Raw genomic sequence first — 26,705 nt, forward strand, 5'->3', positions numbered from 1 at the left:
CATTACTCAGCACTGATTACTGATTTTGACGACAAATTCCAAATGCTGAAGTGTAGGCGTGTAAGAAGGTTCTGCCACCAACAGGGCCGATTTCACCGCCACAGAAAAAGCCACCTACAGGAATATCGTTAAGGTAGCGCTGAAATAATTCAGAATCGAAGTTGGGTTTACCATACAGCCCTTCACCTCGTCCCAGACAAGAAAACATCAAAGCAGCTACAGCCGAGGGTTCAGATTCTCGTTGGTGTTGATAACTTTGCAGGAGTAATTCGAGGTCTTCAGCAGAGGCTTGGGCATCGCGGAGGTGGAATTGCAGCCTTTGCCCAGGACGGACGCGATCGCCTATTGCGATCGCCCCAGCATTTGGATCGACCCCAAGAATACCACGTATTAAAAAGTCTCCTTGCTGCAAAGTCAGCTTAAATTCATCCATTGCCACACCAACAAACAGAGAATGCTGTGCTAAGATGCGTTCTTGTTCGCTCAGACTAGCAATCAAATCTCGCAACACCACCAAAGGCACTTGCTCATCTAACTCTAAAATAATATTGCGATCGGCTTTTGTAACTTGCAATGGCTGGCCAATTGGTCGGCATCCTTGGGCGACAATCGTTTCCAAAACAATATTGCCAGTCAAAGCTATACCAACAGTGCCCTCACGATACAAGTTTTGCTGTTCCTCACCGTTAGTATCGTTACAAAAAAGGGCAACACGACCACCCATACCTCCACCACTAGCCTGTCCCCCGACGATCGTCGATCCTGGATAAGCAAAATCCAGCCCCTGCAACAAATCGTTTATTCCAGAGGCGAAAGAACTAGACAGCAAAATAAACTGCGGTGTTGGTGATGCTGGCACACCGATCAAATCAAGCCAAGCATCTGGCGAACTATCTAAATCAGGTAATTCTTCAGCAACAACATGAAAAACTTGAATCTTCACTCCTGGCAGGTGTGCTAAAGTCAAGCTAATAGCTGGTTCGGCTTCCAATTCTTGGGTTTCTCCGCTTACTGTCGTCCCAATTACACCACCACCACTACAGCCAATTAGCACAGGCACAGAAAGTTTCTCAGTTAACAAGGGTAACAGTCGAGAATACTCACTCGCAAAAGCAGACGAAATGAATACCAGTCCTAGATCCGCAGGTGCTGTTAACGATGAAACAGCTCGTTCCACCACATCTGTAACAGCGGCTTCCAGAGAATGACGGGTTGATAGGGCATTTGCCCACTGCATTTGGTCTGCCATGAGTTTTGAGCTTCTTTCTCTTTTTAGGCTAGTAGATTTTGACTTTTTATTTTGGGAAGAATTGCATCTTACAAGAATTGATGCCAGCCCTTTGTCTCCTTTATCCCAAGAAGCTGGGGAAGTCATTCCCTAATATAGGCATCTAAATATATTGTATGATTATTTATCTATGCTACTAATTCCACAAAATCTTAAAAAATAAAGGTAAATGCATTATAGATGCGGTAGCTTGCTGTATTGGTTATAAATCAATGGGCTAAAACACTAACTTATGATTGGCTAAATGGTTAGAATGGTTATTAATCAAGCGAAAAACTGCCATTTCTGAACATTTTCTATACTAGTATTAACAACACACAACGAGACTAAAGCTAATGACCAACATCCAAGAAACAGCAAAAGGCAACATCCAAGAGAAAATCCAAGAAGAAGTGGAACAAGCGCGTACTGTCTGTGATATTAACGGTAGCAACTCACCAGAGTGTGCTGCTGCTTGGGATGCAGTAGAAGAATTGCAAGCCGAAGCTTCCCACAAGCGCCAAAGCAAGCCAAAAAATTCTCTAGAACAGTATTGTGATGACAACCCAGATGCCATTGAATGCCGGGTTTACGACGAATAGGAATTGAGGTAACTGGATTTTATGTTGCTTGGTTAGCAAACAACCAGCATTAACTAAAAAAGACGCCCAGGGTAGAGGACGTGGAAACTCACCAATGTCCTCCACTCGCAAGCGTTTTATTTGGAGCTACCGATTTTAGTCGTGGAAACAAAAAATAAATTTCTTATTTGAATCAAAAGGCTTCTTCCAAAGGGATAAGTTGCGATTTTCATAAATTAAACAACCAATTAATTGGCAGTAGGGGTGTACAGATGTACGCCCCTATAAATTTTTTATTAAGAAGGCGAAGGGGGAAAGGTAAAAAGCGAGTGGAATTGTGGGCGACCTGTTCATCCCTTTCCCCTTTAACCTTTTCCCTTTTATAATACTCGTGACTTCTAGTCATACGAGGTTCAATAAACTATTATCAAGAAGAATTCAGGATCAATGGGAGTTCGACTGACTCCTGAATAAAAGGGTTTAATATCCCTGCCTTATTTAGCAATCTACAATCGATTAGTGGTATCAAATCATACTTAATTGGTTATTTGAACTCCTGACTTCTTTTTTATCTATTGTTTGAGAAAAAATATGGACTATGATATTTGGTTTCGACCTTTCGTCTGGATTGATTACCGACTGGCAGTATTATTTCTGGTAATTATTCCGCTAATTCTTCTGATTTGGGCATTTGTACAAAAAGCAGAAGGCATACAACGCTTATTGACTATATACTGGCGAGTAGCAAGCCTGGTGGCAATTACGATTTACTTAATGATTGCCCAGTATCCAGTTAGCTTTATCTCTGGGTTAATGGCTCGGATTTTGATCCCGATTTCGCTGTGGTTCTGGGTGGATATCAACGATGAAATTGAGTATCAAACCAGTGGCCCTTTGAAATTGATTTTTACCTCTTGGCGCTGGGCGACAACTGTTTATTGTTTTTTGGGCACACTTGCCTTTATCCCTTTTTTGGGTTGTGCTTTTTCTGGTAGTGTACTGAAGAGTCCCTATTGTCGCGTCTGGTTCGAGGTTCCGTTACTATTCAAAGAATATTTTCATGCTAACAGTAAGGCTGAGTTCTTAGGTTTTCTTGGTATAACTAGTTTAGTAATTTATGTGCTTTACTTAAGCTATTTTGTTCTGATTAAGCTGGGCAAGCAGGGACGTTCAGCCACACCGCAGTAATTCTCGCTCTACCACCTAATCCTTACTCTAAAAAAATGAATTCCATTGGTAAGCGACTGGAACAATACACCGCTAAACGCACCAAAGAAGTCCTAATTGTAACGGTGGAAATTGCCGATGAGGAAGATACAATTGCTATTTTCAAAGGCTTTTCCAGTTCTTTGATGCGTCCAACGGCATTTGATGCAGATGTACCAGTCCTACCAGATGAGGCAAACATCCTCAATATTGACCGAGTAGCCAGTCCTTACAATCCTGAAGCACCCCGTTATATTCAACAAGGAATTTCTTGGGAAGCGATGGAAGCTCTATTATTAGAAATGGGAGTGTAACTAATTCGTAATTCGTAATTCTTAATTTTGCCGAAAGAGTTACTCAATTTTTTGATTTTACTAATAATTTTCTGGGGTCAGTGGTTAAACATAGATATCAAAGTTGATTACACCAACAGTTAAAATGGGGAGAAGGTGGTGTAATCAACTAAAATGCCTACTGCTGCTCAAGTAGCAAGTTTGTATCGTATTAGCTATCAACTGACGTATATCATGCTTCAGCCCATATACCTCATTTGCATTGATAATCGGACTCGTAATATATACATTCTTGCTGGGTATGACGAAGAGATTGAATTCCAAATTTTACCCAACGGAGAGTTATCTGATGAGCCGAATTAATTACGATTCGATGTCTGATGTTGAATTAAAACAGTATTTTCTCAAGCATCGCGGGGATCAAGCTGCTTTTCAAGCATACTTAGACAGGCTTAATCAGCGTCCGCGTAGGATTGTTGCAAGCCCTGACGATCCCGATTTTGATGAGAAGGTTCAAGCAGCGATTCGCCAAAAGCTAGAAGCATCAAGAAGCACTAGTCAGCAGGTTAATACTGGGTTTGAGCCAACCGATCAAGAGTGATCGTTTTTATTTGTCTTCGTAGTTACCCTGCATCCAATTGCTTAGTTCTTCATGAGAAATAAGAGTATTTTGTTCTCCATGCAAAGAGAGGTTATATTCTTGAATAATTAATTTTTTAAGTATTTCCTCATTTGCAGAGTTAATTCCCATTGCTTTAACATAAGTGTCTCTAGCTTCAGCAAATTGACTTAGCATATTATAAATTGTCCCTTTTAACACTAGGGCTTGTTCGTATAAAGGGTTTAACTCTATAGCTTTATTGAGGCAGTTTAGTGCATCCGTCAGAAGGCTTCGATCAAAGCCTGCTATGCGTAGTTTTGATTTATCAAGGCTACTTTCTCGAAAAGCTCCTCGCAAGCCTTTGTGTTTAATATTCTCTATTTCATTTGAAGTAGATATTAAGCGCTTTATGTCTGCTTCAATTCTCGCCTTATATACGGGATGAACCATGATTAATTTTATAATTTGGTCTCAATTGCCGTCTTCAACTGACTTAACTTAGTGACGCTGCGCGAACAATTTTGAATAATCACTATTGTAACTTTTAAATTTAAAAAATGTCCCGTTCTGGATACACACTTCCCGTCTTTGCCTGCGCTGCTGCTATTGCAGCTTTACACTGGTTGCGCGATCGCCAACCCCTAAGCATAGCATCAGTAGATTTGATTGAACCGGCTCAAGTCGCAGAAATCCCGATCGAACAGGTAGCAGGATTATCTGAGAATACGGCTTTGGCAATCACCCGCAGCGATCCTGGTGATAATCTCGATTTGACTAAAAATACACCAATTTGGGCATTGGTGGAATGGCGGGAACAGGGTGATGATGCAGTAATTATCAAAGGTGGGGAAGGGATTGGTAGGCAATTAAACGCTGATGACAAGCCAGCTATTTATGCTTATGCTCAAAGGCTGTTGCAAGAGAATTTGCAACGAATGTTAGCACCGGGGCAAAAAATCACGGTGACGATTATTCTACCTGAAGGGCGATCGCTTGCTGTTCGGACTTCAAATTCTGCCTTTGGTGTGGTTGAAGGACTTTCGCTTTTAGGCACAACTGGCATTTCTCAACCCTTAAGTACACCAGATCAGCTTGCAGTTTTTCGGACGGAATTACAAAATAAAGCCAGTCGTTTTGAGAGTTTAGTATTCTGTATCGGGGAGAATGGCCTAGATTTGGCGCGTAAACTAGGGATTAATCCCGATCGATTGGTCAAAACTGCTAACTGGCTGGGCCCAATGTTAGTAGAAGCTGATGTGCTGAGTGTAAAAGAAATCTTATTGTTTGGCTATCACGGTAAGCTGATGAAGCTGGCTGGCGGGATTTTTCATACCCATCACTACTTGGCTGATGGACGGCGGGAAATTTTAGCCGCCCACTGTGCGATCGCAGGTTTAAAATCACCTGATATCCAAGCTGTATTTAATAGTGTTACTGCTGAAGCAGCACTAACATACTTAAAATCTATAGATGCTGCAACTGGTAGTGATTGGGTAAATAAAGTTTACAGTGCGATCGCCGAAACTATCGATGTTCGTGCCCAAGAATACATCCAAAGTCATAGCGAAAGTGGCACAAAAGTAACAATCTGTGGCTCTATTCTCTTCGATCGCGATCGCAAAATTATCGTGAAGAGTAAAACTGCTGGTCTGTTGATGGGAAAATTATGTTAATTTATTATGAATAATCGTAAACAATCCAAATAAATAATCTCTTAAGTAACCACTCTAGGGTAAATTTATCGTTTTAATACCATCTCCGACTTAGGAAATAGACAAACGCACATAAACTCGCGTTTGTAAAGGCTCTCTATACCATTATCAGCCTATCCAGGCTGAATAATAGCATCACCATAGACCACAAAGCATCTATCCATCCTTAACAGACATAACACTCCCGTCATGAATACAGTGGTGACTCTACCAACAGAACAAGCGCCCCAAACATTGGAAAATTTTGGGAGACTTGATCGCCAATTAATTGTAATTCTGGACTTCGGCTCTCAATATTCTGAGTTGATTGCCCGTCGCATCCGCGAAACTCAAGTATACTCTGAAGTTCTGTCTTATCGCACTACTTCTGCACATTTGCGCCAACTCAATCCCAAGGGAATCATCCTTTCTGGTGGGCCGAGTTCGGTTTATGGTGATAATGCTCCCCATTGCGACCCAGAAATCTGGAATTTAGGAATACCCGTTTTGGGTGTTTGCTATGGGATGCAGCTGATGGTGAATCAACTCGGTGGGGAAGTGGCAAAAGCTGACCGAGGTGAGTACGGCAAAGCCTCATTATATATTGATGATCCCACAGATTTGCTCACTAATGTCGAAGATGGCACTACTATGTGGATGAGTCATGGAGACTCAGTGACTCAAATGCCATCGGGGTTTGAATTGCTGGCACATACAGAAAATACTCCCTGTGCTGCGATCGCCGACCACGAAAAGAAACTTTATGGCGTGCAGTTCCATCCAGAGGTGGTGCATTCTATTGGTGGGATAGCATTAATCCGCAATTTTGTCTATCACATCTGCGATTGCGAACCCACATGGACAACAGCAGCTTTTGTCGAAGAGGCAATTCGGGAAATTCGCGCCAGAGTTGGCGAAAAGCGAGTGCTGTTGGCGCTATCTGGGGGAGTTGATTCTTCTACCCTGGCCTTCTTGCTGTATAAAGCGATTGGTGAGCAACTAACTTGCGTGTTTATCGATCAAGGCTTTATGCGAAAATATGAGCCAGAGCGATTGGTCAAGTTATTTCAAGAGCAATTTCACATTCCTGTAGAATATGTTAATGCCCGCGATCGCTTTTTAGCTGCGATCGCCAACGTCACAGATCCTGAAGAAAAACGCCGCCGCATCGGACACGAATTTATCAGTGTATTTGAGGAAACATCCAAGCGCCTTGGTCAGTTTGACTATCTAGCTCAGGGGACTCTTTATCCAGATGTCATCGAATCTGCTGATACCAACGTTGATCCTCAAAGTGGTGAACGGGTAGCGGTGAAAATCAAGAGTCATCACAATGTTGGCGGTTTGCCCAAAGACTTAAGATTTAAATTGGTCGAACCACTGCGGAAACTATTTAAAGATGAAGTCCGCAAACTTGGACGTTCTATTGGTTTACCAGAAGAAATTGTCCAACGACAGCCTTTTCCTGGGCCCGGTTTAGCAATTCGCATTTTGGGGGAAGTCACATCTGAACGGTTAAACATCTTGCGCGACGCCGATTTGATTGTGCGGCAAGAAATTAATCAGCGCGGTATGTATCATGATTTCTGGCAAGCATTTGCTGTATTGCTGCCTATTCGTAGTGTTGGCGTTATGGGGGATCAACGTACTTACGCTTACCCCATTGTTTTGCGGATTGTTACTAGTGAAGATGGCATGACTGCTGATTGGGCAAGAGTGCCTTACGATGTCCTAGAAGTGATTTCCACTCGAATTGTAAATGAGGTGAAAGGGGTGAATCGGGTGGTTTATGACATTACCTCTAAGCCGCCTGGAACCATTGAATGGGAGTAATCAAGTTTTGAGTTAACTTAACTAAAAACTGATCGCTTTTTCTATGGTTTAGATTCCTTGCAGGAGTTGAGATTTATATACAGTAGTTTGCAAGTTAATATTCAGGTATAAAGCCTAGTTTATTTTTGACTCCTGATTCCTGTCCAGAAGCAGAGCGTCTTCTACTCTATTTAAAAATGACAATGCCGAACTGGCTCATTTTAAGCCTCGACATTGTCTATTTTTTTGAGTTTTGGTTTACTAAGAGTAAGAATGCTACAAAATCGAACTGCCCAGTACGCCAAGGTAAAGCAATACTTTTCGAATAAGCCTTAACAATCTCTCTTTTGGTCTGGGCAAAGGTTAAAGGGTAAGGGGAAAAGGTGAATTAAAACCTTTCCCCCTTAATCGAAAAGTATTGCAAGGTAAAGGAGTAATCATCAAGTACAAGCTTACGGAGAATTTGGATTACTACTTTTAATTTTTAAACCCTCGATCAAAATTTAAACCTGTTAGTAATAAAGCAATCAGTAATTAGCAAGATTATTGTTCAAATCCAACTATTAATGAAAGCTAATTTCTTAAATATAAAGGAATTTCAACATCAACATAATTTTATCCAGTCAATAATTATAAATGCCAGCAAATAATTAACCATCAATTAGATGGTGGCTAGACAAATTGAGTCATTGTCTAGGAAAATCGGCGCGATCGCAGTAAAATTACCAATGGTGTGGTTACAAAGAAAAAACAAGCAGCTCACTAGAAATAACTTTCATTTTATCAACGTTAATGGAGATGTTATGGAACCTCCTTTCTCTCTTGCTGGCTTAAACATCCTCGTAGTTGATGATGATGAAGATAGCCGCTTTTACATTACTACCGTGTTGGAAGCTGATGGAGCCACCGTTATGGCAGTTGCATCAGCTGCGGTAGCATTGAAAGTATTACCTGAGTTGCAACCAGATGTCTTGATTTGTGATATTGCTATGCCTGGTGAAGATGGCTACACCCTTATCCGCAAGATCCGGGCACTCAAGCCTGATATTTATGGAAAACTTCCCGCTATCGCCTTAACTGCTTATGGCGATAGCGAGTATCGTACTCGTGCTTTGGAAGCAGGCTTTCAGACTCATGTGGCTAAACCAGTCGATCCAGGAGAACTAGTTACAATCATTGCTAATTTGGTTGCTTCTTACAAGAGTTAACACAAAGATGCTGTAATTTGTCGGTTGTTATTTTGTTATTTACCTCATTTATCTTCATGTTCCCAATCGTATTTTTTAAACGAATAAATCAAAGTTAAATCAACATCACTTTTAGTGAGGTGTCGATTTGGTAAACAAAGTTGGTGATCACATAAATTGCTAAAACTACTTTGCTCCAGTTTCAAAGCTAATTTGTTCAGACTTATATGCTGGTGGCTCGACGTGAATTAAAATCCTCACTGGACGGAACCGTTCTTCCAATCGGCTTTCTACTTCTTCGGTGATATGGTGAGCAGTTTCTACATCTGCTGCATCCATTAAATGCATTTTAATGAACACTTGGCGACCAAGAACACCGCGAGAAGCGATCGCATGACAGTTAATTACACCTGGAACAGAAATAGCGATCGTATGTATTGCTTCTGGTGCGATCGCCATTTGATCCACAAGCCAAGGTAAATTCTCTTTTAAAACTGACCAGCCACTCCAAAATGACGATGGTGCAACTGTCGCTCTTACCTACACTAGCTCCCTGCAAAAAGCCGACGAGGTAGTGCTTGGACAAGCCTTAGCTCTTCGTGCCGACAGTGCCAATGTGGAAGCTGTAAAGAACGCATCTTCCGGTAATATTAGTATTTATCAAGAAGTTTTAATAAAAAAGATATGTCTTCAATTCCTCTAACCTTGAACCTAATTGAAGGTTCTGTCTCCTTCAGTTTTTCAGCCCAAGCAGCACGAGAATTAAAAGCAGCAACAGATCAATTGATGGAACGCCTGAAAGCTATTGCCGCTAAACCCACTCCTGGCGGGGGTAAAGTAACCCCCCAGCCTCCCCTGGAATATCGTTATACGGGTGAAGTATTTTTAGAAATTTTTTGTAATCCTAATATCTGGCCAACGCCCTTCGCAGCCAAAGTTTTGCTGACTGTCCGCAACGTCAATATCCGCTTGACTACTGAAGCTGAACTTACTCGCATTATTGAAGACATTAATCAGTATTTAGAGCAAGTAGGATAATAGTTCGTCCGATTTTTCTATGCTCTTCAAGATTTTTTCAGAAAAAGTACTATATAAATTTTAGATTTTGTAAAGTTGAGCCAGTTGCTAGCTGAAGTTCCCTTTATTGTCGCAACTGGTGTAGGTTAGGCTGACTTAGCAAACTTTTGCAGACGGATTTTGGCTTTGAATAGCCACCAGGTTATCGCTTACTTGAAAAAAGCGATGCAATAAACTGCGAGTCAAAAGTAAAGTTCCTACACTTCTATCGGGTCAATGCAGGAACTTTACAGAATCTACAAACTAAACTCAAGCCGTAACACCAGATATACAGAACAGATGCTTCTGATGCCTTCTTTAACTTGAAAAGTTGTATAAATTCAGACTCAAATACTTCTGTGATAATCAAAAACGCAAGATTCTGTATAGGGCAATGTTCATCAAAGACCAGAGATTATTCCCCTGATTGGGCGTTGAATCGTTGGTGGTGACATCCACACATCGAAAATAAACTCCCAATCCCAAATCCGAAATTAAACATTGATTTAGTCGTTGTCCCACTGTTCACGACCAATTAGGTCGCCAATGCGATCGCGTAACAAAAAGTCACATTTCTCTAATTCACATTCAACGCAAACCCACTCTCTAGCTGGAATGTATTGACAGAGGCTATATATTGGCTGTTGTCGGCTAACCATTCCCTTTTGCACCAGTCGGCGTGCTTCGTCTTGAATCACATCTAGAGAGTAGTAATTGATAGAAGGCACCGTATTCACACTCATGTTTTTTACTCACAAATTAACACTTACGATAGTGTTCCCGTTAAAAATTAGGAACAAACATTACAGAAATTAGACTTGTGGCTAAGATTTTGTAGTTTGCTATACGGAACTATTTTTATTTTGACGCTACATCTCCTGAAATTATCTCAAGAAATGTTAAGAAAGTCAACGAATCCTGACATTTGTCGCAAATCCGCTTAACAAAAAAATTCCGAGTAATCAACTTAACCTGCTTATCTAGCTGTCTGACTTTGATTCTACAAGTCTGAAAGTCTTGCTCTTGCTGTCTTTAGGCAAGATTTGCCGCTTTATATTGCATAGGCGTAGCCCGCCGCAGGCATCACTTACATATCAAATAATCACCTTAAGAGTGGATATAGAACTGCTGGTATTCATCTAAGGGTAAACAACACAATAATATTTGTCAGTTACTAGGGTATAAACTGTTGCAAAACATAACGGCTAAAGTATACTACAAAGGCTTTTAGCCTATCATCTGTTAAGATTTTCTTAAGTAAGACTGTAATTTTTTAGTTAATTTCAGCACTAATATCATACAGTTTTCTTTTGAAAAACATCCCTAAAAGCGTGGAATAATACTCTAATTCGTAATCAGGACACACATAAACAGGAGTTAGAATACAGAATTGGGAATATTCCACCTCTAAAGGAATAGAGTTTTGGCAAGGAAGAATGTTTAAACCTTGTTTCGCTTACAAAAAGAGAAGTGTCTTGCTGAATTAGGTTATGTTCACATTAAAACAGACGCGATCTAGTCACGTCTGTAAACTGTTTGGCGGATTTGCTGAGATTAATTGTTCTGAAGTTACATTGTTGTTTTAGTTACTTATTCGGAGAATTCTTGATCGTTTTGATCAGTGCTGTCTTCTACTGTTACCAGATTTTCTGGGGGGCGATCATGATTAAGTTGGTTTAGTAATGCCAATACTTTATTACCGCGTTCTATAGAGCGATCTTCGAGAAATATTACCTCTGGTGTACGACGTAGGCGTACCCGCGCCCCAAGTTCGCTGCGGACATAACCTGTGGCCGACTTTAAACCGGCCATTGTTTCTACCTTAGCTTCATCCGTACCATAGATGCTGACGTAGATTTTGGCGTGTTGCAGGTCGCCGGAAACATCAACATCAGTCACACTGACCATTCCAGTACCCACACGGTCATCCTTAATTCCGTTAAGCAGCATTTGGCTAACTTCCCGTTTGATCAGTTCAGCAACGCGGGAAACCCGACGATTTGTAGCCATAAAAATTTCGCCTCATCACAGAGGTTGTACGACAAAAATAGATACAGAATAGACAGTACTTAGCGCAAGCAACGCCAAAAGCAACCGTCTGTGGGGCGCAGCCCCGATATAACGCTAGTCTAGATTGGACTCAAGCCCAACATTGCCCGTAGGGTGAAAGTAAGGAAGACTAAGCCGCTCACAAATAAACCCAAGATAGCGATCGAGGTGATAGGGCGTTTCAACAATGGCACTAATGGCGCAAAGGTGTTCAGAAACATGCCTAAGATGATCGTAATTAAGTACCGGGGGTAGCGAAAGACGTTATCCCAAAATCCGTCAAACATCTGAATGTAAACTGCCTTGTTATATACTTACGTTTGTTTTGATATGCTTTATCTACTCAATTGTAATATATGCGGCTGGAAAATTAGTCAGTTAATCTAAAATTTGGTTTGTCGGTTATATTTGCTTTATTTAGTCATAATTATTTTCAGTTAAATTGTAAGTAAATGGTAATTCAAGTCTCGAAGGAAACTAGCCCCCGTCCATTTTTGAAATGGGCAGGGGGTAAAAGTCGGTTGATACAGCAATATATTCCTTATTTTCCCAAAAGTTATAAAAATTACTATGAGCCATTTTTAGGTGGTGGTGCAGTTTTTTTCTATCTCCAACCAAGTGCAGCTATTTTAACTGATATTAATGCCGAATTAATTAACACTTATTGTTGTGTTAGAGACCGTGTAGAAGAATTAATTTCTCTATTAAAAGAGCATAAAATCCGACATAATAAAGATTATTACTATAGTGTCAGAAACAACTATGGTGGTACTGATATAGAAAAAGCTGCTCGTCTAATTTATCTTAATAAGACTTGTTTTAATGGTCTTTATCGAGTCAACTCACAGGGTAAATTCAATGTGCCATTAGGTAGATATGACAATCCTAATATTTGTGCTGAGGTTTTACTAAAAGCCGCTTCCGAAGCACTTTCCCATGCAGAAATTAAACAAGCAGATTTTACAGAAGTCTTAAATCATGCAACTAGCAGTGATGACTTTGTATTTTTTGATCCGCCCTACCATCCTATCAGTGATACTAGCTATTTCACTGCTTATAGTCAAAATTGTTTTAGTCAAAAAGACCAAAAACTTTTAAGAGATACTTGTGCAGAGTTAGCAAGTCGCGGTGTCAAAGTTATGGTATGCAATTCTGATAGTGAATTTATTAACAAAATTTATACTGATATCAATTTTGAAACTTACAAAATTAAAGCAGCGCGTTCAATTAACTCGAACATCAAAAATAGAGGTGTTATTAACGAACTATTAATTACATCTTTCTTTTAAAGATTTTTATTTGCCCAAGCAATGAATCTATCTAAGCTATAAACTGCTAATAAATTATGGTTATCATTAACTCTTGCTTTCAGCCATTTGCTTGCGCCTTCTCGCATACCTTCACCGCCTAAAATTACAATAGTTGGTGCAGGGTAATAGTGCTGAATATTCATATTCAAGTAAGGAAACTTTTCATCAACTGAACCGGGGCTTTCTTGCCATTTGCACTCTAAAATTAAACCAGATGGCATTGCAGATGAGCCGACAACATAAAAATCAACCTTCAGATAAGTATGATAAATTCCAGTTCCAATATAGACTTCTTTGCCATAACGTTTTGGCAATAAAGTAGCATTTAGTATAAATTCTTTTTGCACATAGTTCCCTACTTGGAAATAATTATGCCCATGCAAGATTGCTTCTACATTTGCTTCTAAAATATTCCCAGACTTATTTGCCCGTCCGCCTTGAGTCAGAGCCATCCTCAATCCCTCTGCCAAAAGTCCTGCTTATTATAGGATTTCACAGAAGCAGTAAAAAAGGTTCAATTGCTTAATATGAATTTTTGATTTTGGCTAAAGGTAGTTGAATTAATGGGTGAAAAATCGAAAAAGATTGGTATTTTTGTACTAAATAAATACAAATGTATTAATAATTTGGATGAGGGAGGAGTTAGTAATTTAGATAAATTCAGATAAGAGTTATTTGTGGAAGATTGCGGCGAATTGAGGGGTGAAATTTAAACGCATAGGCGCTTCGCCTTCCCGAAGGGTAGGGACGCAGAGGGAAGCGCAGAGGCACACAAAGAATTCGCTACGAATTAATGAAATTTTGTATTTAGTGTATGAGCTAAATTCGCGCTCCTCTTCCCAGTCATAAGCTTCGATAATTTCACCTTAGCTTCAACCTGTTTGGGCTTCAGTATGACCGTTGCGGATAGACCATGCTAGTTCTAAAAGTTGAGTCCAGCGCTTTTGTAGCTGTTTGGGGGTGCATTTGATGGCTTTGGCGATCGCAACGTCGTTTTCCCGTGCAGTTTTTAACTCTAATATTTGCTGTTGCTGTTCTGTAAGTTGATTTACAAAGATTTCCCACTGTTGGGAAGATAAACCCAACTTTTGCTCTAAACCTGCGCCTAACCATTGATGTACTAATTGCCAATGGTGTTGTTTGGCAAACTTTTCTACGTGGTATTTGAAGCGTTGTTGGAGATAATCGCGCTGACGGCTAGTTAAACCGAGAATTTGATCAATTTCTGGGGCTGAGAGGTCTTGAAGTTTCAAGCTGAGGTAGTTCATACAATCAGATTGACCTTGAGACTCCAGGTATTTCATCAATTCAGTGATGACGCGATCGCGTTCTGATTCTTCGGATGGATCGAAATTAGTTTGGGCAATCATTTGCGATCGCAGCTGTTGCACTGCCGAGTTACGCTGGTAAGATTCTGCTTCTTCACCCTTAGCAGACTCTACCGCCATTTCAATATCCACGGTGGTTTCTTGGGGCTGACGACGAGCAAAACCTTGGGCGCGCAAGATAATTAATTGCTGATTTGCACCACCAGGTAAATTGATCCGGCGTTTGGCATACTGTTCTGTAAAGGCCATGTATTCAGCTAATTGTAGCTGAGTACGCGGTGTGTGATTCTCTGGTAGTTCGTTTTCTCTACGGAAAGCTTTGATTGCTTCGATATAAAATGCTTGTAAAAAATCTTCAATCAGGCTGTAACGAGCATCAAAGCCCAACTCAGAGCCGGACATAGTTACATGACGGTAAACCATAGCACCCAAATTGCTATGTAATTCCACCCGTCCTTGTTTGGAACCTAGTTGGTAGTAACGTAAGCATTTTTGCATCCGATGCCTTCCCAACGTCATCTGCCAGGACTTGATTTCCCCAGATGTTTGAATACGGGAGCTTTTATCGCAAATGCGTTCTACTTCTACGGCTATGCGCTTTGCTAAAGCTTCTACACACTTGGGTGTTGCTTTCACTTGCGCTTGCATTTCCTCAGACAACAATTGAATCAAGGTATCACTGCTGCTATCTGAAAATTCTTTAGTCGAAACGTGGTTCTCAAAAATGGGTGTAGAGTTTGGTAGATTGACGACGTTAGCTTTCATGACTTTTCCAGGTAGTAGTATTGCACCGTAATTACAACGCAGACACAGCAATCAAGACCGTCCTTGACCGGAGAATCTTTGGGCATCCATCCATCAAGACTTGCCGCATATAATGCTCACATCTAAAGCTCATATATAAAACTATAGGAAATACGAGAGAGTTACAGTTATGACAATGTGTCGGTTTTTTCACAAGGCACTATATTAATGCTGGCACAGGAATATCCGCCATTTTCTCAAAGTTGTCAAATACCTCGCTGTGCCAACTGTTGCCACTATCCTGTTATATCCAGTGCGTCACAGAACAGCCCATTGTAGACATGGCCTTTAAATATGACAATTTTAAAACTGGAGTCATTTTTATCACAATTTCCGAAACGGAGAGGTGTGCCTATGAAGTAGAATTCTTATACCCATGCTGCTGCTGCTTCCCAACCTAAACCCCTCCGTATAATCACTGCTTCGTCTCCGGTCATATCCAAGATGGTAGACACTTGATATGTAGGTTCCTCGCCAGTATCTACAATTATGTCTACCAACTTGTCCAAACGGTCAAATAGCTCTACTCGCGATTGAACAGTTTCTGGATCTATCTGAATCATGCCGTTATCTGCTTCATCTGCTGGCAGATGTGCCGAAGTTGAAATAATCGGATTGCCCAATGCTGCCAGCAACTCCAAACACACAGTATGGTTTGGGACTCTAATTCCAGTAGTTTTCCGCTTGGGGCTTTGCACCAATCGCGGTACTAACTTTGTAGCTGGGAGCAAAAACGTGTATGAACCCGGAATCAGGCGTTTCATAATCCGATAGGCTGTGTCACTTACGAAGGCATAAGTTGCCACATTTGAAAGCGAGGGACATAAAAATGTCAATGGTTTATCGTTTGCTAGCTGTTTAATTTGCCGCACTCGTTCTACCGCCGACTTGGCATTCAAATCACAACCGATCGCATAGACTGTATCAGTAGGGTAAAGCATGACTGCGCCACTAGAGAGCGCCGACTTTATTTCCTCTATTCGGCGAATTTGAGGATTATCCGGATGAACTGGGAAAATTTTTGCCATAGAAGGATTGGAGATTGGGGAAGGTGGGGCCCCCTCTGGGGATAAGGGGTAATGGGGACTGGGGGAGCAGGGTAGGCAGGGGGAGAATAACTAATGACAAATGACTAATTTATTATGAATAAAATTGCTTATCTTCAATGTCCGACAGGAATTTCCGGTGATATGTGCCTGGGTGCTTTGGTAAGTTTGGGTGTTCCTGTGGAGTATTTGATTGAAAAACTTGATGGGTTGGGTATTAAACAGGAATATCAGTTAAGGGCAGAATTTGTCCAACGGAATGGTCAACAGGCGACGAAAGTTCATGTGGATTTAGTAGACCGCCATCATCATCACGAACACGATCGCGAACACAGTCACCATCACCATCACAGACGCCACTTGCCAGAAATAGAGCAGATGATTCTCAAAGCTCAGTTGCCATCACGGGCAGAAGCTTGGAGTTTGGCGGTATTCCGACAGCTAGCGGTGGCTGAAGGGTCGGTGCATGGCATTTCGCCTGAAAAAGTTCATTTTCATGAGGTCGGTGCTATAGATGCGATCGTAGATATTGTGGGTACTTGCCTGGGGTTGGATTGGTTAGGGATTGAGAGCAATGAAGAAGGATTACCCCTACTTTACTGCTCGGCGTTTCCGACTGGTGGCGGCACTGTTAGGGCTGCACATGGTCAGATGGCAGTACCAGTACCAGCAGTATTAAAGCTGTGGGAAATGCGGGGTTGTCCAGTTTATAGCAATGGGATTGATAGAGAACTGGTGACACCAACAGGAGCTGCGATCGCTACTACTTTGGCAAGAGATTTTGGTTCACCACCTGCGATCGCTATCAAGCAGATAGGACTGGGAGCAGGAACCATAAATTTACCCATTCCCAATATTTTACGGCTTTGGGTGGGTGAAAGCGCAAGTTTACAGTCAAATTTCAGTGATTATGAAGATACTAGCTCAAATTTGGAAACCATCTCGGTGCTAGAAACCCAAATTGATGATTTAAATCCACAAGCGATCGGCTATACGTTTGAGGCGCTGTTTGCAGCTGGTGCGCTGGATGTTTTTACCCAAGAGATCGGTATGAAAAAGTCGCGTCCGGGGATTTTGCTAACTGTGATTTGTCATCCAGAAAATTTACTCAGTTGTGAAACCGTTATATTTCGGGAAACTACAACTTTGGGTATTCGGCGAACAACTCAGCAACGCGCCACTTTACAACGGGAAATTCAACAAGTGGAAATTGAATATGGCAAAGTGCGTGTCAAAGTAGCATGGAAAGGGCGATCGCCAGAAAAAGCTATTGCTAATGTGCAGCCAGAGTATGAAGATTGTGCAGAGTTAGCGCGAAAACATAATATTTCCTGGCGCGAAATTCAACGGTTGGCGCTACAGCGTTGGTATTTAGTTAATGGTTGATGCAAATTCCTTATTAACAGTCTGAGACTAATCAGAATATCAAGCGGTGTGTGGAGATAAGTTCAAAGCGCTTTGCTGTCGGGATTTGGGTTGATAAGTAGAACGATGTGGAAAAACCAAACTATATTAAGAAAAATTAAATGGACTCAAACCCTCTTCCCTCCTATCGACGCTCTCTGCGAGACGCTACGCGTAGCTTGCTTCTCCGAAGGAGTACGCGGACTCGCTCTAACCGTTCGCGCAGCGTCTCGTAGAGAAGCCATGCCGAAGGCGTTGCCTCTCGCAGAGAAGGCTTTACGCTACGCTATCCTGCCTCATCCCAACGATAAATATTCATACCGACCTACTTATTTAACAATGCCCAAATCTCATACAGTTCAGTTAAGAAAATAATCTGTTGAGGCAGGCAGGGGAGGCAGGGGAAGAGAAAAATGCTTCTGAATATACACTAAATATTTATTTAACTTATATTTAATAAAAGAAATCTAAATGATGTTTTTAAGCAATTGTGCTGATTTTGCTTCAAACTAAAAATATAATCAACACCAATATTCAAACGGAGGAGATTAATATATGAGTTTAATAGATGGTATATTTCTAACGCTGTTAAATACTGTTGCCTGCCTAACACTGCCTAAGCTGCTATCTTTAATTCTGTCTGCCAAAAGGCAAAATACTGCACCTTCAGCGTCTGTGACATCACAAGATCCCAACTCTGAAATCCCCAGTTTTTCTTAATATAAATTGATTATCTAATAGATATCGCCTTGATGAGGAGAAAATTTAGTTATTGGTGCAAGGCGATATCTGACAAGAAGTTATATATCTTTTGTTTTGGGGAAAGAATGAGTCTGTTAACTGCGAACTTCTACTTTTTATTATTTTAATCAAAAGCCAGAGTTTGATTATTTATTATTTATTTGTTCTTGCCGTAGTTATTTTAGGTCTGACGATAATAAAAAATGCCAGGAAAGTAAAAGCTAACATTTGCCAAGTCACCAAATTCCAACCACCAAGATTCCAGCATAATAGACCAATGCTAGTACCTACAGAACCGCCGATAAAATAGGTAGTCATGTAAACTGTGTTGATGCGACTATTCGATTGAGGATCAAGAGTGTATATCCTGGCGACATTGGTGACTTGGACTGCCTGTACACCTACATCTACTAACAATACAGCAACAGCGATCGCTAGTGCAGAATTAGAAGCAATTTTAGCAATTACTAAACTTGCAATCACCATCGATACAGCAATAGTTAAGGAGCGTTGGGAGTTACCTCGATCGGCTAGTTTACCAAAAACTGGTGCCATCAATGCACCTGCGATCGCCACAAAGCCATACATCCCAATTGTGTCAGATTGAAAATTAAAAGGCGCTCCACTTAAATGGAAAGTCAGCGTTGTCCAAAATGAACAAAAGACACCAAACAATAACCCACTAATTAAAGACGCTTCTCTTAATAATGAAAAACGCTTTAATTGATGGAGTGTTGAGCTTAATAATTCCAAATAATAACCATTAAATTCATTTTGGGCATTAGGTAAATATATTTTTAGCAAAACAATAACAATTAAAATCATTACTGCCGAAAATCCATATACATAACGCCAACTCAACCATTCAGCAATATATCCACTAAAAACCCTTGCTCCTAAAACTCCAATTAATATCCCAGTAAAAATGTTGCCTACGGTTTGGCCTGTAGTAACTCTATCTATACTTGCTGCTAATGGAAGAATAATCTGAGCCGAAACTGTCGCAATTCCAATTGCTACGCTCAATATCCAAACTTCGATGATGTTTTGTGAAAACGTCATCAATATCAACAAACAGAACAAACATATCAGTAAAGAGAGAATTAATTTTTTCTTATTGATTTTATCGCCCAAAGGAATTAAAAAGAAAATCCCCAAACCGTAACCAACTTGCGTAAGCACAGAGATGCTACCCGCTTCGCCTTCACTGACTCGAAAAGATGATGCAATATCTTTAAGAATTGGCTGATTATAATAAACGTTAGCAACACACACGCCAGATGCGATCGCCATAATCAGTACCTGGATTTTACTTAATCCGTTACTTGAGATTTGTGTTTCCATTCAACCTAATATTTATACAGGAAAAAACTGGTCTACAGTACAGCTAAAACCAGGTAATAGCGGAGAAATTATATTATCATTACTAAATAAGGTTGCTACCAAATTAAGTTGACTTTGTTCGCGCCGATAGACCTCTAGTTTACGCGATCGCCAATCAGCAATCCAATATTCTTTTACGCCTCTGGAAGAATAAAGTTTAAGTTTAGCTTCTTTATCTCGTCTTTCGTCTGACTTGCTAAGAGACAAGACTTCGACTACTAAATCTGGTGCGCCAGTTAAATGTCCTTCTTCATCCAATGTTAGCACCAAGGTTTCTTTAGTAGCCCAAACTACATCAGGAATCACATTATCTGATTCTGAAAACAAAACGCCGGGATTGATTACAGCTTCTCCCAAACCAGTAGACTCTGACCAAACATCAAGTTGTCCAAAAATCTTGCCACAAGTTTGTTGATGTTTAAAGTGAAGTGCCCTCGTAATAAATAATTCTCCATCAACTATCTCGTAGCGCGTCCCTTCATTTTCTGGTAATAATTCCACATCCTGAGTTGTCCAGCGTACTCCTGTATTAAGCATTTGACTCATTGGCTAACTCCTTTCATCTTGCTCTTGTATTTTAAATTTAATTTGATTTGTGAAAGTTAAAAATTATAGAACCCCAACTTCTTAAAGAAGTTGGGGTTTTCAACTCTCATGAACTATTCATAGAGCATTTAGAGCAGATTTTCAAAGAAAATGAACAAAAAATTGACACCTCACACAAATTTAAAGTCCGTATTCAGATTGACACTTGTAGAATCTTGAACAATACCAATTCTCTCCTTACCACTGCTAGCAAGGTAGTAAATTTCGGTGTCTAGAAGCGCTGAACCAATTCCAGCAACACTCTTGTATTCCAGCTGGTATTGACTCTTCACACCCTTCACCTGAATCCAGTCGTCGCTGTAATTCCAATCTTGAATAATGGCGTATCCATCTCCTGACTCTACATAGGAAACGCCCCAGGTACCTCCCAGGATAAAGTAATCGACTCCTGCTTGCCCTACGAGCCTGTCAAACTGAGAAGCAGCGTCAACAAAGGTTCCATAACCGTTGAGGGTGTCTCCTCCAGTACCACCCACTAGGTAATCGTTGCCTAATCCCCCAGTGAGAGAATCGTTGCCACTGTCACCATACAGGGAGTCATTGCCGCTACCACCAGAGAGGGAGTCATTGCCCAATCCACCAATTAAAATATCGTTATCGCCTTCGCCGTAGATTTTATCGTTGCCATCGCCACCACTAAGAGAATCGTTACCTGTCCAACCATACAGGGTATCATCCCCCGCACCTCCAATAACGGTATCAGCTCCACTCCAGCCGTCGAGGTAGTCATTGCCTGCATCTCCCCGTAAATAGTCGTTGCCTGAGTCACCGAATAACTTGTCATTACCGGTGCCAGCATAAATCCAGTCGTTGCCGTTACCTCCAGAGAGATAGTCGTTTCCGATCTCATCGTGATAGCTTTCAAACCCCAGGGTATCGCTACCATCTCCACCATACAGATAGTCATTGTCCCAACTGCCGATCAAAATATCGTTACCCAGGTTGCCATAGAGGGTATCGTTACCATAATCCCCGTAAACCCAGTCATTTCCTGCTAAAGCGTCAATCGTATTGTTTGCCAGAGTACCAAAGATGTTGTCGTCGAAAGCTGTAGGATAGCTTGCCATGATTCTTGATCCTTGATTACAAAATGCTTATTAGTCGAACGATAGACCCTGATTTTTCACAAAGCCAGAAAAAAGAGGGGTCAAAAACTGCCAAAATCTTTACTTACATTAAAGTATTGACATAGCACAGATTGTATGCACTCACAGTTAAAATTTGAACAAGTAAAATTATGCCCAGTCCTAGTTAATTCGGAGGGTAAGCCTGTAAAATGAGATGCATTTTTAACCTTAATTGCGGAACTATACGCAAAAGAGGAATAATATTCAGATATAGCAGTATGTTTTAAAAATTACCGATAGCAAAACCGAATAGAGTATTCAATTAAACCTGATCTATGTTGAAACCTAGAGTTTTTTAAAAGATATATTTATGTAGGTTGGATGGAGTGAAACGCAATCCAACATTACCACCAAATTTTATGTTGGGTTACGCTATCGCTGCACCCAACCTACAAAACTTTGTGATTTAGAATTTTCATTAAAAAGCCCTAACCAAACCGTACTGATAGTGGTCTGTCAAATTCATTTTGACGGTTAGAGAGATGCCATAAATCGCCGTCTCTACAAGAAATTTATCATCAATTATTTATTGACAGACTAGTAGAGAGCGTCATTGCGAAAGTGTTGCGGGGCGTAGCAAGAGTGCGAATTTGTTTAACCCTCGTTTTGGTATGTTTATTTTTCTTTATGAATATTTTCATCTCAGTATATATTATTTGTATTGTATTTTATTTGTATTTTAACTATCGGTTTTTACGTTAATTCTCTTCGTCATAACCTAATTTGATGATGTATTAATTACATTCTCCTACGTTTTGCTAATTTAAGTTATTTTTCTCACTCCTTAGCTGGATTAAGTAGTAGCGTCACCAAGCTAAAAAACTGCAAAAGTAGATGTTGAACAGCTTATCACTTGCGATTTTCGCGCCGCCACTTACTCCGTACTAAGCGAATTTCATCAAAAGTGTAGTTTTCACCTAGTTGTTCTTTAATAGGAGTCAGGGAAATGTCACCGAGTACTTCTAAAACTTGCCAAATTTTTTGTTGATGTTCTAAAGGTACTAATTGATTTAAATCAACTGGCTGATTTTTTTCAATAAGTTTTTCTAGATGATTGCTAACTGTTGCCGGACTAAGGTTGCGCTTTTGGGCAATTTGAGCAATATTTAAACCTTGTTGATGCAATTGCAATGTTTGTAATTCGGTGTAAGAAGAAGATGATTTGGCAGAAGATACGGGAGTAGCAGATTTATTTTGCAAACCTTTTTCTTGGCGGTAGGCGCGAATTTCTGTAATGAACTTTTCGCCATATTGAGCGAGTTTGTGACTACCGACACCAGAAAGTTTGGCAAATTCAGCTAAGTTTTGGGGTTGCACTTGTACCATCAATTTTAAAGTGGAATCGTGAAAGATGACGTAAGGTGGTACAGATTGCTCATCAGCTAATTGTTTGCGTAGCGATCGCAACTTCTGTAATAATATTTCTGCAACTTCTGCTTTTTCACTCTCCGGTTCCCAGGTAATCTTTTGCACTGTGGTTACAGCTAGGGAAACTGGGCGTTGTTTTCGCATTACTTGCCAGCTTAAGGCATTTAGTTTTAAAACTGAGTAACCATCGCTAGTTTGTTCTATTAACCCTTGATGTAAAAGCGATCGCCCCAACATTCGCCATTCATCTACTGTTCTATCCTTGCCAATACCGTAGGTAGAAAGTTTATCATGTTCATACTGGATAATTTTGTCTTTTTTTGCTCCTCGCAACACATCAATTATGTGTAGCATTCCAAACCTTTCTTTGCAACGCGCCACACAAGATAAAAACTTCATTGCTTCAATTGTCCAATCTTGCACGGGTTTGGGATGACGACAATTGTCACAGTTACCGCAATTCCCAGGAAAACGTTCTCCAAAATAACCCAGTTGAATCGTTCGCCGACAATCAGTGCCTTCAGCGTAATCGATCATCTGCCGCAGTTGTTGTTTAGCAATCAACTGTTCTTGAGGATCGGTTTTTTGATCGATACTCCATTCAATTGTTTTAACATCACCAAAGCTGAAAAATATTGTACACCTAGATGGTTCTCCGTCTCTACCCGCTCTACCCGATTCTTGATAATAACTTTCTATATTTCTGGGTAGATCGAAGTGAACTACCAACCGCACATCGGGTTTATTAATTCCCATTCCAAAGGCGATGGTTGCCACCATGACGCGCACATCATCTCGAATAAATCGCGTTTGATTGCTACTACGTTCCTCATCACTTAATCCGGCGTGATAAGGCAAAGCAATAACTTTATCATTTTGTAGTTTAAAAGTTAATTCATCAACTTTTTTCCGAGTTAAAGAATAAATAATTGTCGAACCTTCAGTTTCTCGAATTAGTTCTAATAATTCAGCGTAAGCATATTTAGTTTTAGGACGAACTTCGTAATAAAGATTTTCACGGTTAAAACTGGCAAGATGAATGCTAGGTTGCTTCAGCCCTAATTGTTGAATGATATCACTACGGACGCGATCGGTTGCTGTGGCGGTAAGGGCGACGGTAGGAACATCAGGATAGCGTTTTCTCAGAGATTTTAACTGGCGATATTCTGGACGGAAATCGTGTCCCCATTCCGAAACGCAGTGTGCTTCATCAATAGCAAAGCTAGAAATACCGATTTTTTCTTTAACTAAATCGAGAAATGGTAAAAACCTTTCACTGAGGAGACGTTCAGGGGCGACGTAGAGTAATTTTACTTTACCGTTGAGGATGGCTTCTTCCCGCGATCGCACCTGATAAGCATTCAAACTGCTATTGAGAAATGTCGCGTTAATATTATTATTTCGAAGTGCTTCTACTTGGTCTTGCATCAAAGCAATTAAAGGCGACACTACCACAGTTAGTCCATTTTTTAACAATGCTGGTAGCTGAAAACATAGAGATTTTCCCCCACCAGTTGGCATCACAACCATTAAATCTCGATTTTGCAGCGCATCTTCGATAATTTGCCGTTGTCCGGGGCGAAATTGGTCATAACCAAAGTGATATTTCAGCGCTTGTTCGAGATGGGGATACTGAAGCATAGCGATACCTACGGTGGGCTTTGCCAACGCTTTTTTAGAGGCGTTCTGCGTGGGTAGTTATTAAAGATATCAGGATTTTAACTCACATCTTCGGCAGCTTTACTCAGACCTGTCTTTCTCTACTATGCTTTTTCTGACTTTTTGCTGCTTATCTCCAACGCCGATTTAGCCGCAGTAAATTTTTTATTCCTTGACAAAATCTTTTTACTAGAGGTCTAGGCTTTGATACAGTTCTAGGTGTGCGTGATCTACGTGCAGCGCCGGGATTTCTTAATTGTTCTATTTGTGCAGCTTTATTTAAATCAGAAGCAGCTCTATATTCGTATCCCAATTGTGAGCAAACTAGTCCACGATATTTGTATGCCTCAATATAGTGAGGATTGAGACGAATTGCGTGGGTAAAATCTGCGATCGCATCCTCATATCTTCCTTCTGTAGCATTCTCTACTCCTAAATTATAGAAAGTTTCTGCATCCCAACGATTGACAGATATTTTTGGGGAATTTTTAGGCGAAGATGAAGATGGATTTTCAATAATGGGAGGCTCAGATAGACTTTCAGATTTGAGCTTGTTGTAAGCTGCGTTGATTGATTTAATTTTTTCCTCAGCTTCCTGTTTTTGCCTTTGATCGACAAAGCGATCGGGATGCCAAATTTTCACCAGTTTACGGTAAGTTCGCTTTACCTGTGCTTGAGACGCACCGGGTTCTAGTCCAAGAATTTTATAAGCATCATTGATATCGAAGCGCTCGCGCATACTTAAAAAATCGGCAACTATATCTATGTTAACTATTCCCCTAAATTCTCTCCAAACACCCCATTCTGGTTATCACTGGGATGATAGTAATCGCCGCTTCTTTGAAGGCTGGTATTACCGCATCACCCTACCGGAAATTGGACAAACATTCGCCTTTATGTACTCCATTGAAGACCCCATCGGCGGTAAACCTCACAGTGGCGGTGCAGCTCAAATCCTCGGCCCAGATGATGAATATTTATGGCGTACTTTTCCTGATGTCAACAAATTTTGGGGTAGTCGAGATGTCTTGGGTTTAGGTCATTGGGGTAAAACTAATTTGCAAGTTTCTCCGCTATACCTCCTCCCAGAAGAGTTTGAGCATCATGTTCAAGAGGGCTATCAAGCGACAGCCACCTTGAATCAGGGAATAATTCGCGATCCTGCCACCAATAATTATTGTCGTTGGCAGTATGAAATTCAACCAGTATACGGTTGGGGCAATCAAAATAGCATTCAGCAATCAACCGCAGGCTGGGTGTCATTCTTGCAGATTTTTGAACCGGGATGGCAAATTTTGATGGCTCACGGTTTAGCCAATGGGAAGATTGACTGGAATGGCAAAATCTACCAATTCACCAACGCCCCAGCCTACGGCGAGAAAAATTGGGGTGGTGCTTTTCCGCAAAAATGGTTTTGGATAAATTGTAATTGCTTTGAAGGCGAACCCGACTTAGCATTAACTGCTGGCGGTGGACGGCGGGGTGTGCTGTGGTGGATGGAATCTGTAGCAATGATTGGATTGCACCATCAAGGGAAGTTTTATGAATTCGTTCCCTGGAATTCTCAAGTAGATTGGGAAATTCAGCCTTGGGGTAGATGGCAAATGAAAGCTAGTAATTCCAATTACGAAATTGAATTGACAGGAACCACCGATTTACCTGGTACACCTCTACGTGCGCCCACAGCAGAAGGTTTAAAATACTGTTGCCGAGACACCATGCAAGGAAAACTAAATTTAGAGTTACGAGAACTAAATGGAAGTAAATCTAAAATAATTCTAAAAGCAGAAAGTCTTCTGTGTGGTTTAGAAGTAGGCGGCGGCTCTTGGGATAATTCTTGGCAGTCTCGTTAAAACTACTGCTATAATTATATATGCTTCATAGTTGGGGTTGTAGCTCAGTTGGATAGAGCGGACGCCTCCTAAGCGTCAGGTCGTGCGTTCAAGTCGCACCAGTCCCGTTATCTCCAGAGAATTAATATATATAGTTATATAGCAATTCGTAGGAGCGTATAGCTAGCTGTGCGCCCTTACCTAGTACCTCATTGAACTAGAGACTGGGTATCGGGGATTGAGGATAAGAAGTAATGGGGAATTTGGCTCAACAAACTTTTTCCCAATCCCCAGTACCCAATAACTAAGGAGAACAACTACCATCTCCAACAAGCTTGGCCAGACGCGAGTGCA

General features: G+C 40.8%; 25 protein-coding genes, 1 tRNA gene and 1 pseudogene. 13 read left to right on the forward strand and 14 right to left on the reverse strand.

What is annotated here, in order from left to right; translation table 11 throughout:
- Positions 1-16: 16 nt before the first annotated feature.
- Positions 17-1,249, reverse strand: a complete 1,233-nt coding sequence (locus RMX98_RS11700; protein WP_322679052.1) for an FIST N-terminal domain-containing protein — start codon at positions 1,247-1,249, stop codon at positions 17-19.
- A 374-nt stretch (positions 1,250-1,623) separates the two neighbouring features.
- Here RMX98_RS11700 and RMX98_RS11705 point away from each other — a divergent pair, with 374 nt between their 5' ends.
- From RMX98_RS11705 to RMX98_RS11725, 5 genes are all read left to right on the forward strand, one after another.
- Positions 1,624-1,869: a Calvin cycle protein CP12 gene (locus RMX98_RS11705; protein WP_322679053.1), complete on the forward strand. Its 246-nt coding sequence runs from the start codon at positions 1,624-1,626 to the stop codon at positions 1,867-1,869.
- Positions 1,870-2,439: 570 nt separating this feature from the next.
- Positions 2,440-3,036, forward strand: coding sequence for a DUF3177 family protein (locus tag RMX98_RS11710; protein ID WP_322679054.1), 597 nt, complete (start codon positions 2,440-2,442; stop codon positions 3,034-3,036).
- Positions 3,037-3,071: 35 nt separating this feature from the next.
- Positions 3,072-3,368 (forward strand): hypothetical protein, encoded by a 297-nt coding sequence (locus RMX98_RS11715; protein WP_322679055.1) that lies wholly within the window; start codon positions 3,072-3,074, stop codon positions 3,366-3,368.
- A 153-nt stretch (positions 3,369-3,521) separates the two neighbouring features.
- Entirely contained in the window at positions 3,522-3,710 is a 189-nt protein-coding gene (locus RMX98_RS11720; protein WP_322679056.1) for a DUF6888 family protein, read from the forward strand.
- Positions 3,697-3,948: a DUF6887 family protein gene (locus tag RMX98_RS11725; RefSeq protein WP_322679057.1), complete on the forward strand. Its 252-nt coding sequence runs from the start codon at positions 3,697-3,699 to the stop codon at positions 3,946-3,948. Before RMX98_RS11720 ends, RMX98_RS11725 begins: the two co-directional genes overlap by 14 nt.
- A gap of 6 nt (positions 3,949-3,954) precedes the next feature.
- On the opposite strand, the gene RMX98_RS11730 is transcribed toward RMX98_RS11725, so the two are convergent.
- Positions 3,955-4,398, reverse strand: a complete 444-nt coding sequence (locus RMX98_RS11730; protein ID WP_322679058.1) for a hypothetical protein — start codon at positions 4,396-4,398, stop codon at positions 3,955-3,957.
- 107 nt (positions 4,399-4,505) lie between these two features.
- Between RMX98_RS11730 and cbiD the strand changes: the two genes are divergently transcribed.
- The 3 genes from cbiD to RMX98_RS11745 all read left to right on the forward strand — a co-directional run bounded on the left by cbiD (position 4,506) and on the right by RMX98_RS11745 (position 8,659).
- Positions 4,506-5,621, forward strand: coding sequence for a cobalt-precorrin-5B (C(1))-methyltransferase CbiD (gene cbiD, locus RMX98_RS11735; RefSeq protein WP_322679059.1), 1,116 nt, complete (start codon positions 4,506-4,508; stop codon positions 5,619-5,621).
- Positions 5,622-5,849: 228 nt separating this feature from the next.
- A complete protein-coding gene (guaA, locus tag RMX98_RS11740) occupies positions 5,850-7,472 on the forward strand; it encodes a glutamine-hydrolyzing GMP synthase (protein WP_322679060.1) in 1,623 nt (540 codons plus the stop codon).
- A gap of 782 nt (positions 7,473-8,254) precedes the next feature.
- Positions 8,255-8,659, forward strand: coding sequence for a response regulator (locus RMX98_RS11745; RefSeq protein WP_322679099.1), 405 nt, complete (start codon positions 8,255-8,257; stop codon positions 8,657-8,659).
- Positions 8,660-8,824: 165 nt separating this feature from the next.
- Here RMX98_RS11745 and RMX98_RS11750 read toward each other — a convergent pair.
- Positions 8,825-9,166, reverse strand: a pseudogene (locus RMX98_RS11750) (cation transporter dimerization domain-containing protein); the annotation flags it as partial.
- A 156-nt stretch (positions 9,167-9,322) separates the two neighbouring features.
- Here RMX98_RS11750 and RMX98_RS11755 point away from each other — a divergent pair.
- Positions 9,323-9,676 carry a hypothetical protein gene (locus RMX98_RS11755; RefSeq protein ID WP_322679061.1) on the forward strand — a complete coding sequence of 118 codons (354 nt, stop codon included), beginning with the start codon at positions 9,323-9,325 and terminating at the stop codon, positions 9,674-9,676.
- 524 nt (positions 9,677-10,200) lie between these two features.
- Here RMX98_RS11755 and RMX98_RS11760 read toward each other — a convergent pair.
- From RMX98_RS11760 to RMX98_RS11770, 3 genes are all read right to left on the reverse strand, one after another.
- The gene (locus RMX98_RS11760; protein WP_094347157.1) at positions 10,201-10,437 is read right to left on the reverse strand and encodes a DUF4327 family protein; all 237 of its coding nucleotides are present in this window, start codon (positions 10,435-10,437) and stop codon (positions 10,201-10,203) included.
- A gap of 847 nt (positions 10,438-11,284) precedes the next feature.
- Positions 11,285-11,704: a 30S ribosome-binding factor RbfA gene (gene rbfA, locus RMX98_RS11765; RefSeq protein WP_322679062.1), complete on the reverse strand. Its 420-nt coding sequence runs from the start codon at positions 11,702-11,704 to the stop codon at positions 11,285-11,287.
- Between the two features lie 119 nt (positions 11,705-11,823).
- Positions 11,824-12,030, reverse strand: coding sequence for a DUF751 family protein (locus RMX98_RS11770; protein ID WP_322679063.1), 207 nt, complete (start codon positions 12,028-12,030; stop codon positions 11,824-11,826).
- Between the two features lie 165 nt (positions 12,031-12,195).
- Between RMX98_RS11770 and RMX98_RS11775 the strand changes: the two genes are divergently transcribed.
- Positions 12,196-13,032, forward strand: a complete 837-nt coding sequence (locus tag RMX98_RS11775; protein ID WP_322679064.1) for a DNA adenine methylase — start codon at positions 12,196-12,198, stop codon at positions 13,030-13,032.
- On the opposite strand, the gene RMX98_RS11780 is transcribed toward RMX98_RS11775, so the two are convergent.
- From RMX98_RS11780 to RMX98_RS11790, 3 genes are all read right to left on the reverse strand, one after another.
- The gene (locus tag RMX98_RS11780) at positions 13,029-13,505 is read right to left on the reverse strand and encodes a PD-(D/E)XK nuclease superfamily protein (RefSeq protein WP_322679065.1); all 477 of its coding nucleotides are present in this window, start codon (positions 13,503-13,505) and stop codon (positions 13,029-13,031) included. The genes RMX98_RS11775 and RMX98_RS11780 overlap by 4 nt on opposite strands.
- A 420-nt stretch (positions 13,506-13,925) precedes the next feature.
- Positions 13,926-15,146 carry a HetZ-related protein gene (locus RMX98_RS11785; protein ID WP_322679066.1) on the reverse strand — a complete coding sequence of 407 codons (1,221 nt, stop codon included), beginning with the start codon at positions 15,144-15,146 and terminating at the stop codon, positions 13,926-13,928.
- Positions 15,147-15,553: 407 nt separating this feature from the next.
- Positions 15,554-16,213 (reverse strand): L-threonylcarbamoyladenylate synthase, encoded by a 660-nt coding sequence (locus tag RMX98_RS11790; protein WP_322679067.1) that lies wholly within the window; start codon positions 16,211-16,213, stop codon positions 15,554-15,556.
- Between the two features lie 114 nt (positions 16,214-16,327).
- Here RMX98_RS11790 and larC point away from each other — a divergent pair, with 114 nt between their 5' ends.
- On the forward strand, positions 16,328-17,617 hold the full coding sequence (larC, locus tag RMX98_RS11795; RefSeq protein WP_322679068.1) for a nickel pincer cofactor biosynthesis protein LarC: 1,290 nt from the start codon (positions 16,328-16,330) through the stop codon (positions 17,615-17,617).
- 912 nt (positions 17,618-18,529) lie between these two features.
- On the opposite strand, the gene RMX98_RS11800 is transcribed toward larC, so the two are convergent.
- The 5 genes from RMX98_RS11800 to RMX98_RS11820 form a co-directional block, all read right to left on the reverse strand.
- Complete coding sequence (locus RMX98_RS11800; RefSeq protein WP_322679069.1) at positions 18,530-19,720, reverse strand: MFS transporter; 1,191 nt, start codon at positions 19,718-19,720, stop codon at positions 18,530-18,532.
- Positions 19,721-19,732: 12 nt separating this feature from the next.
- Positions 19,733-20,305, reverse strand: coding sequence for a Uma2 family endonuclease (locus RMX98_RS11805; RefSeq protein WP_322679070.1), 573 nt, complete (start codon positions 20,303-20,305; stop codon positions 19,733-19,735).
- A gap of 170 nt (positions 20,306-20,475) precedes the next feature.
- Complete coding sequence (locus RMX98_RS11810; RefSeq protein WP_409881413.1) at positions 20,476-21,432, reverse strand: calcium-binding protein; 957 nt, start codon at positions 21,430-21,432, stop codon at positions 20,476-20,478.
- A gap of 909 nt (positions 21,433-22,341) precedes the next feature.
- Positions 22,342-24,501, reverse strand: a complete 2,160-nt coding sequence (gene recQ / locus RMX98_RS11815) for a DNA helicase RecQ (protein ID WP_322679072.1) — start codon at positions 24,499-24,501, stop codon at positions 22,342-22,344.
- Between the two features lie 148 nt (positions 24,502-24,649).
- Entirely contained in the window at positions 24,650-25,258 is a 609-nt protein-coding gene (locus RMX98_RS11820) for a J domain-containing protein (RefSeq protein WP_322679073.1), read from the reverse strand.
- A 25-nt stretch (positions 25,259-25,283) separates the two neighbouring features.
- On the opposite strand from RMX98_RS11820, the gene RMX98_RS11825 reads away from it, so the two are divergent.
- Positions 25,284-26,372 (forward strand): tocopherol cyclase family protein, encoded by a 1,089-nt coding sequence (locus RMX98_RS11825; RefSeq protein ID WP_322679074.1) that lies wholly within the window; start codon positions 25,284-25,286, stop codon positions 26,370-26,372.
- A gap of 33 nt (positions 26,373-26,405) precedes the next feature.
- Positions 26,406-26,479: transfer RNA gene (locus RMX98_RS11830), tRNA-Arg, on the forward strand.
- The last annotated feature ends 226 nt before the right edge of the window (positions 26,480-26,705 follow it).

The organism is Nostoc sp. DedQUE02, assembly GCF_034531035.1.
Classification (GTDB): Bacteria; Cyanobacteriota; Cyanobacteriia; order Cyanobacteriales; family Nostocaceae; genus Nostoc.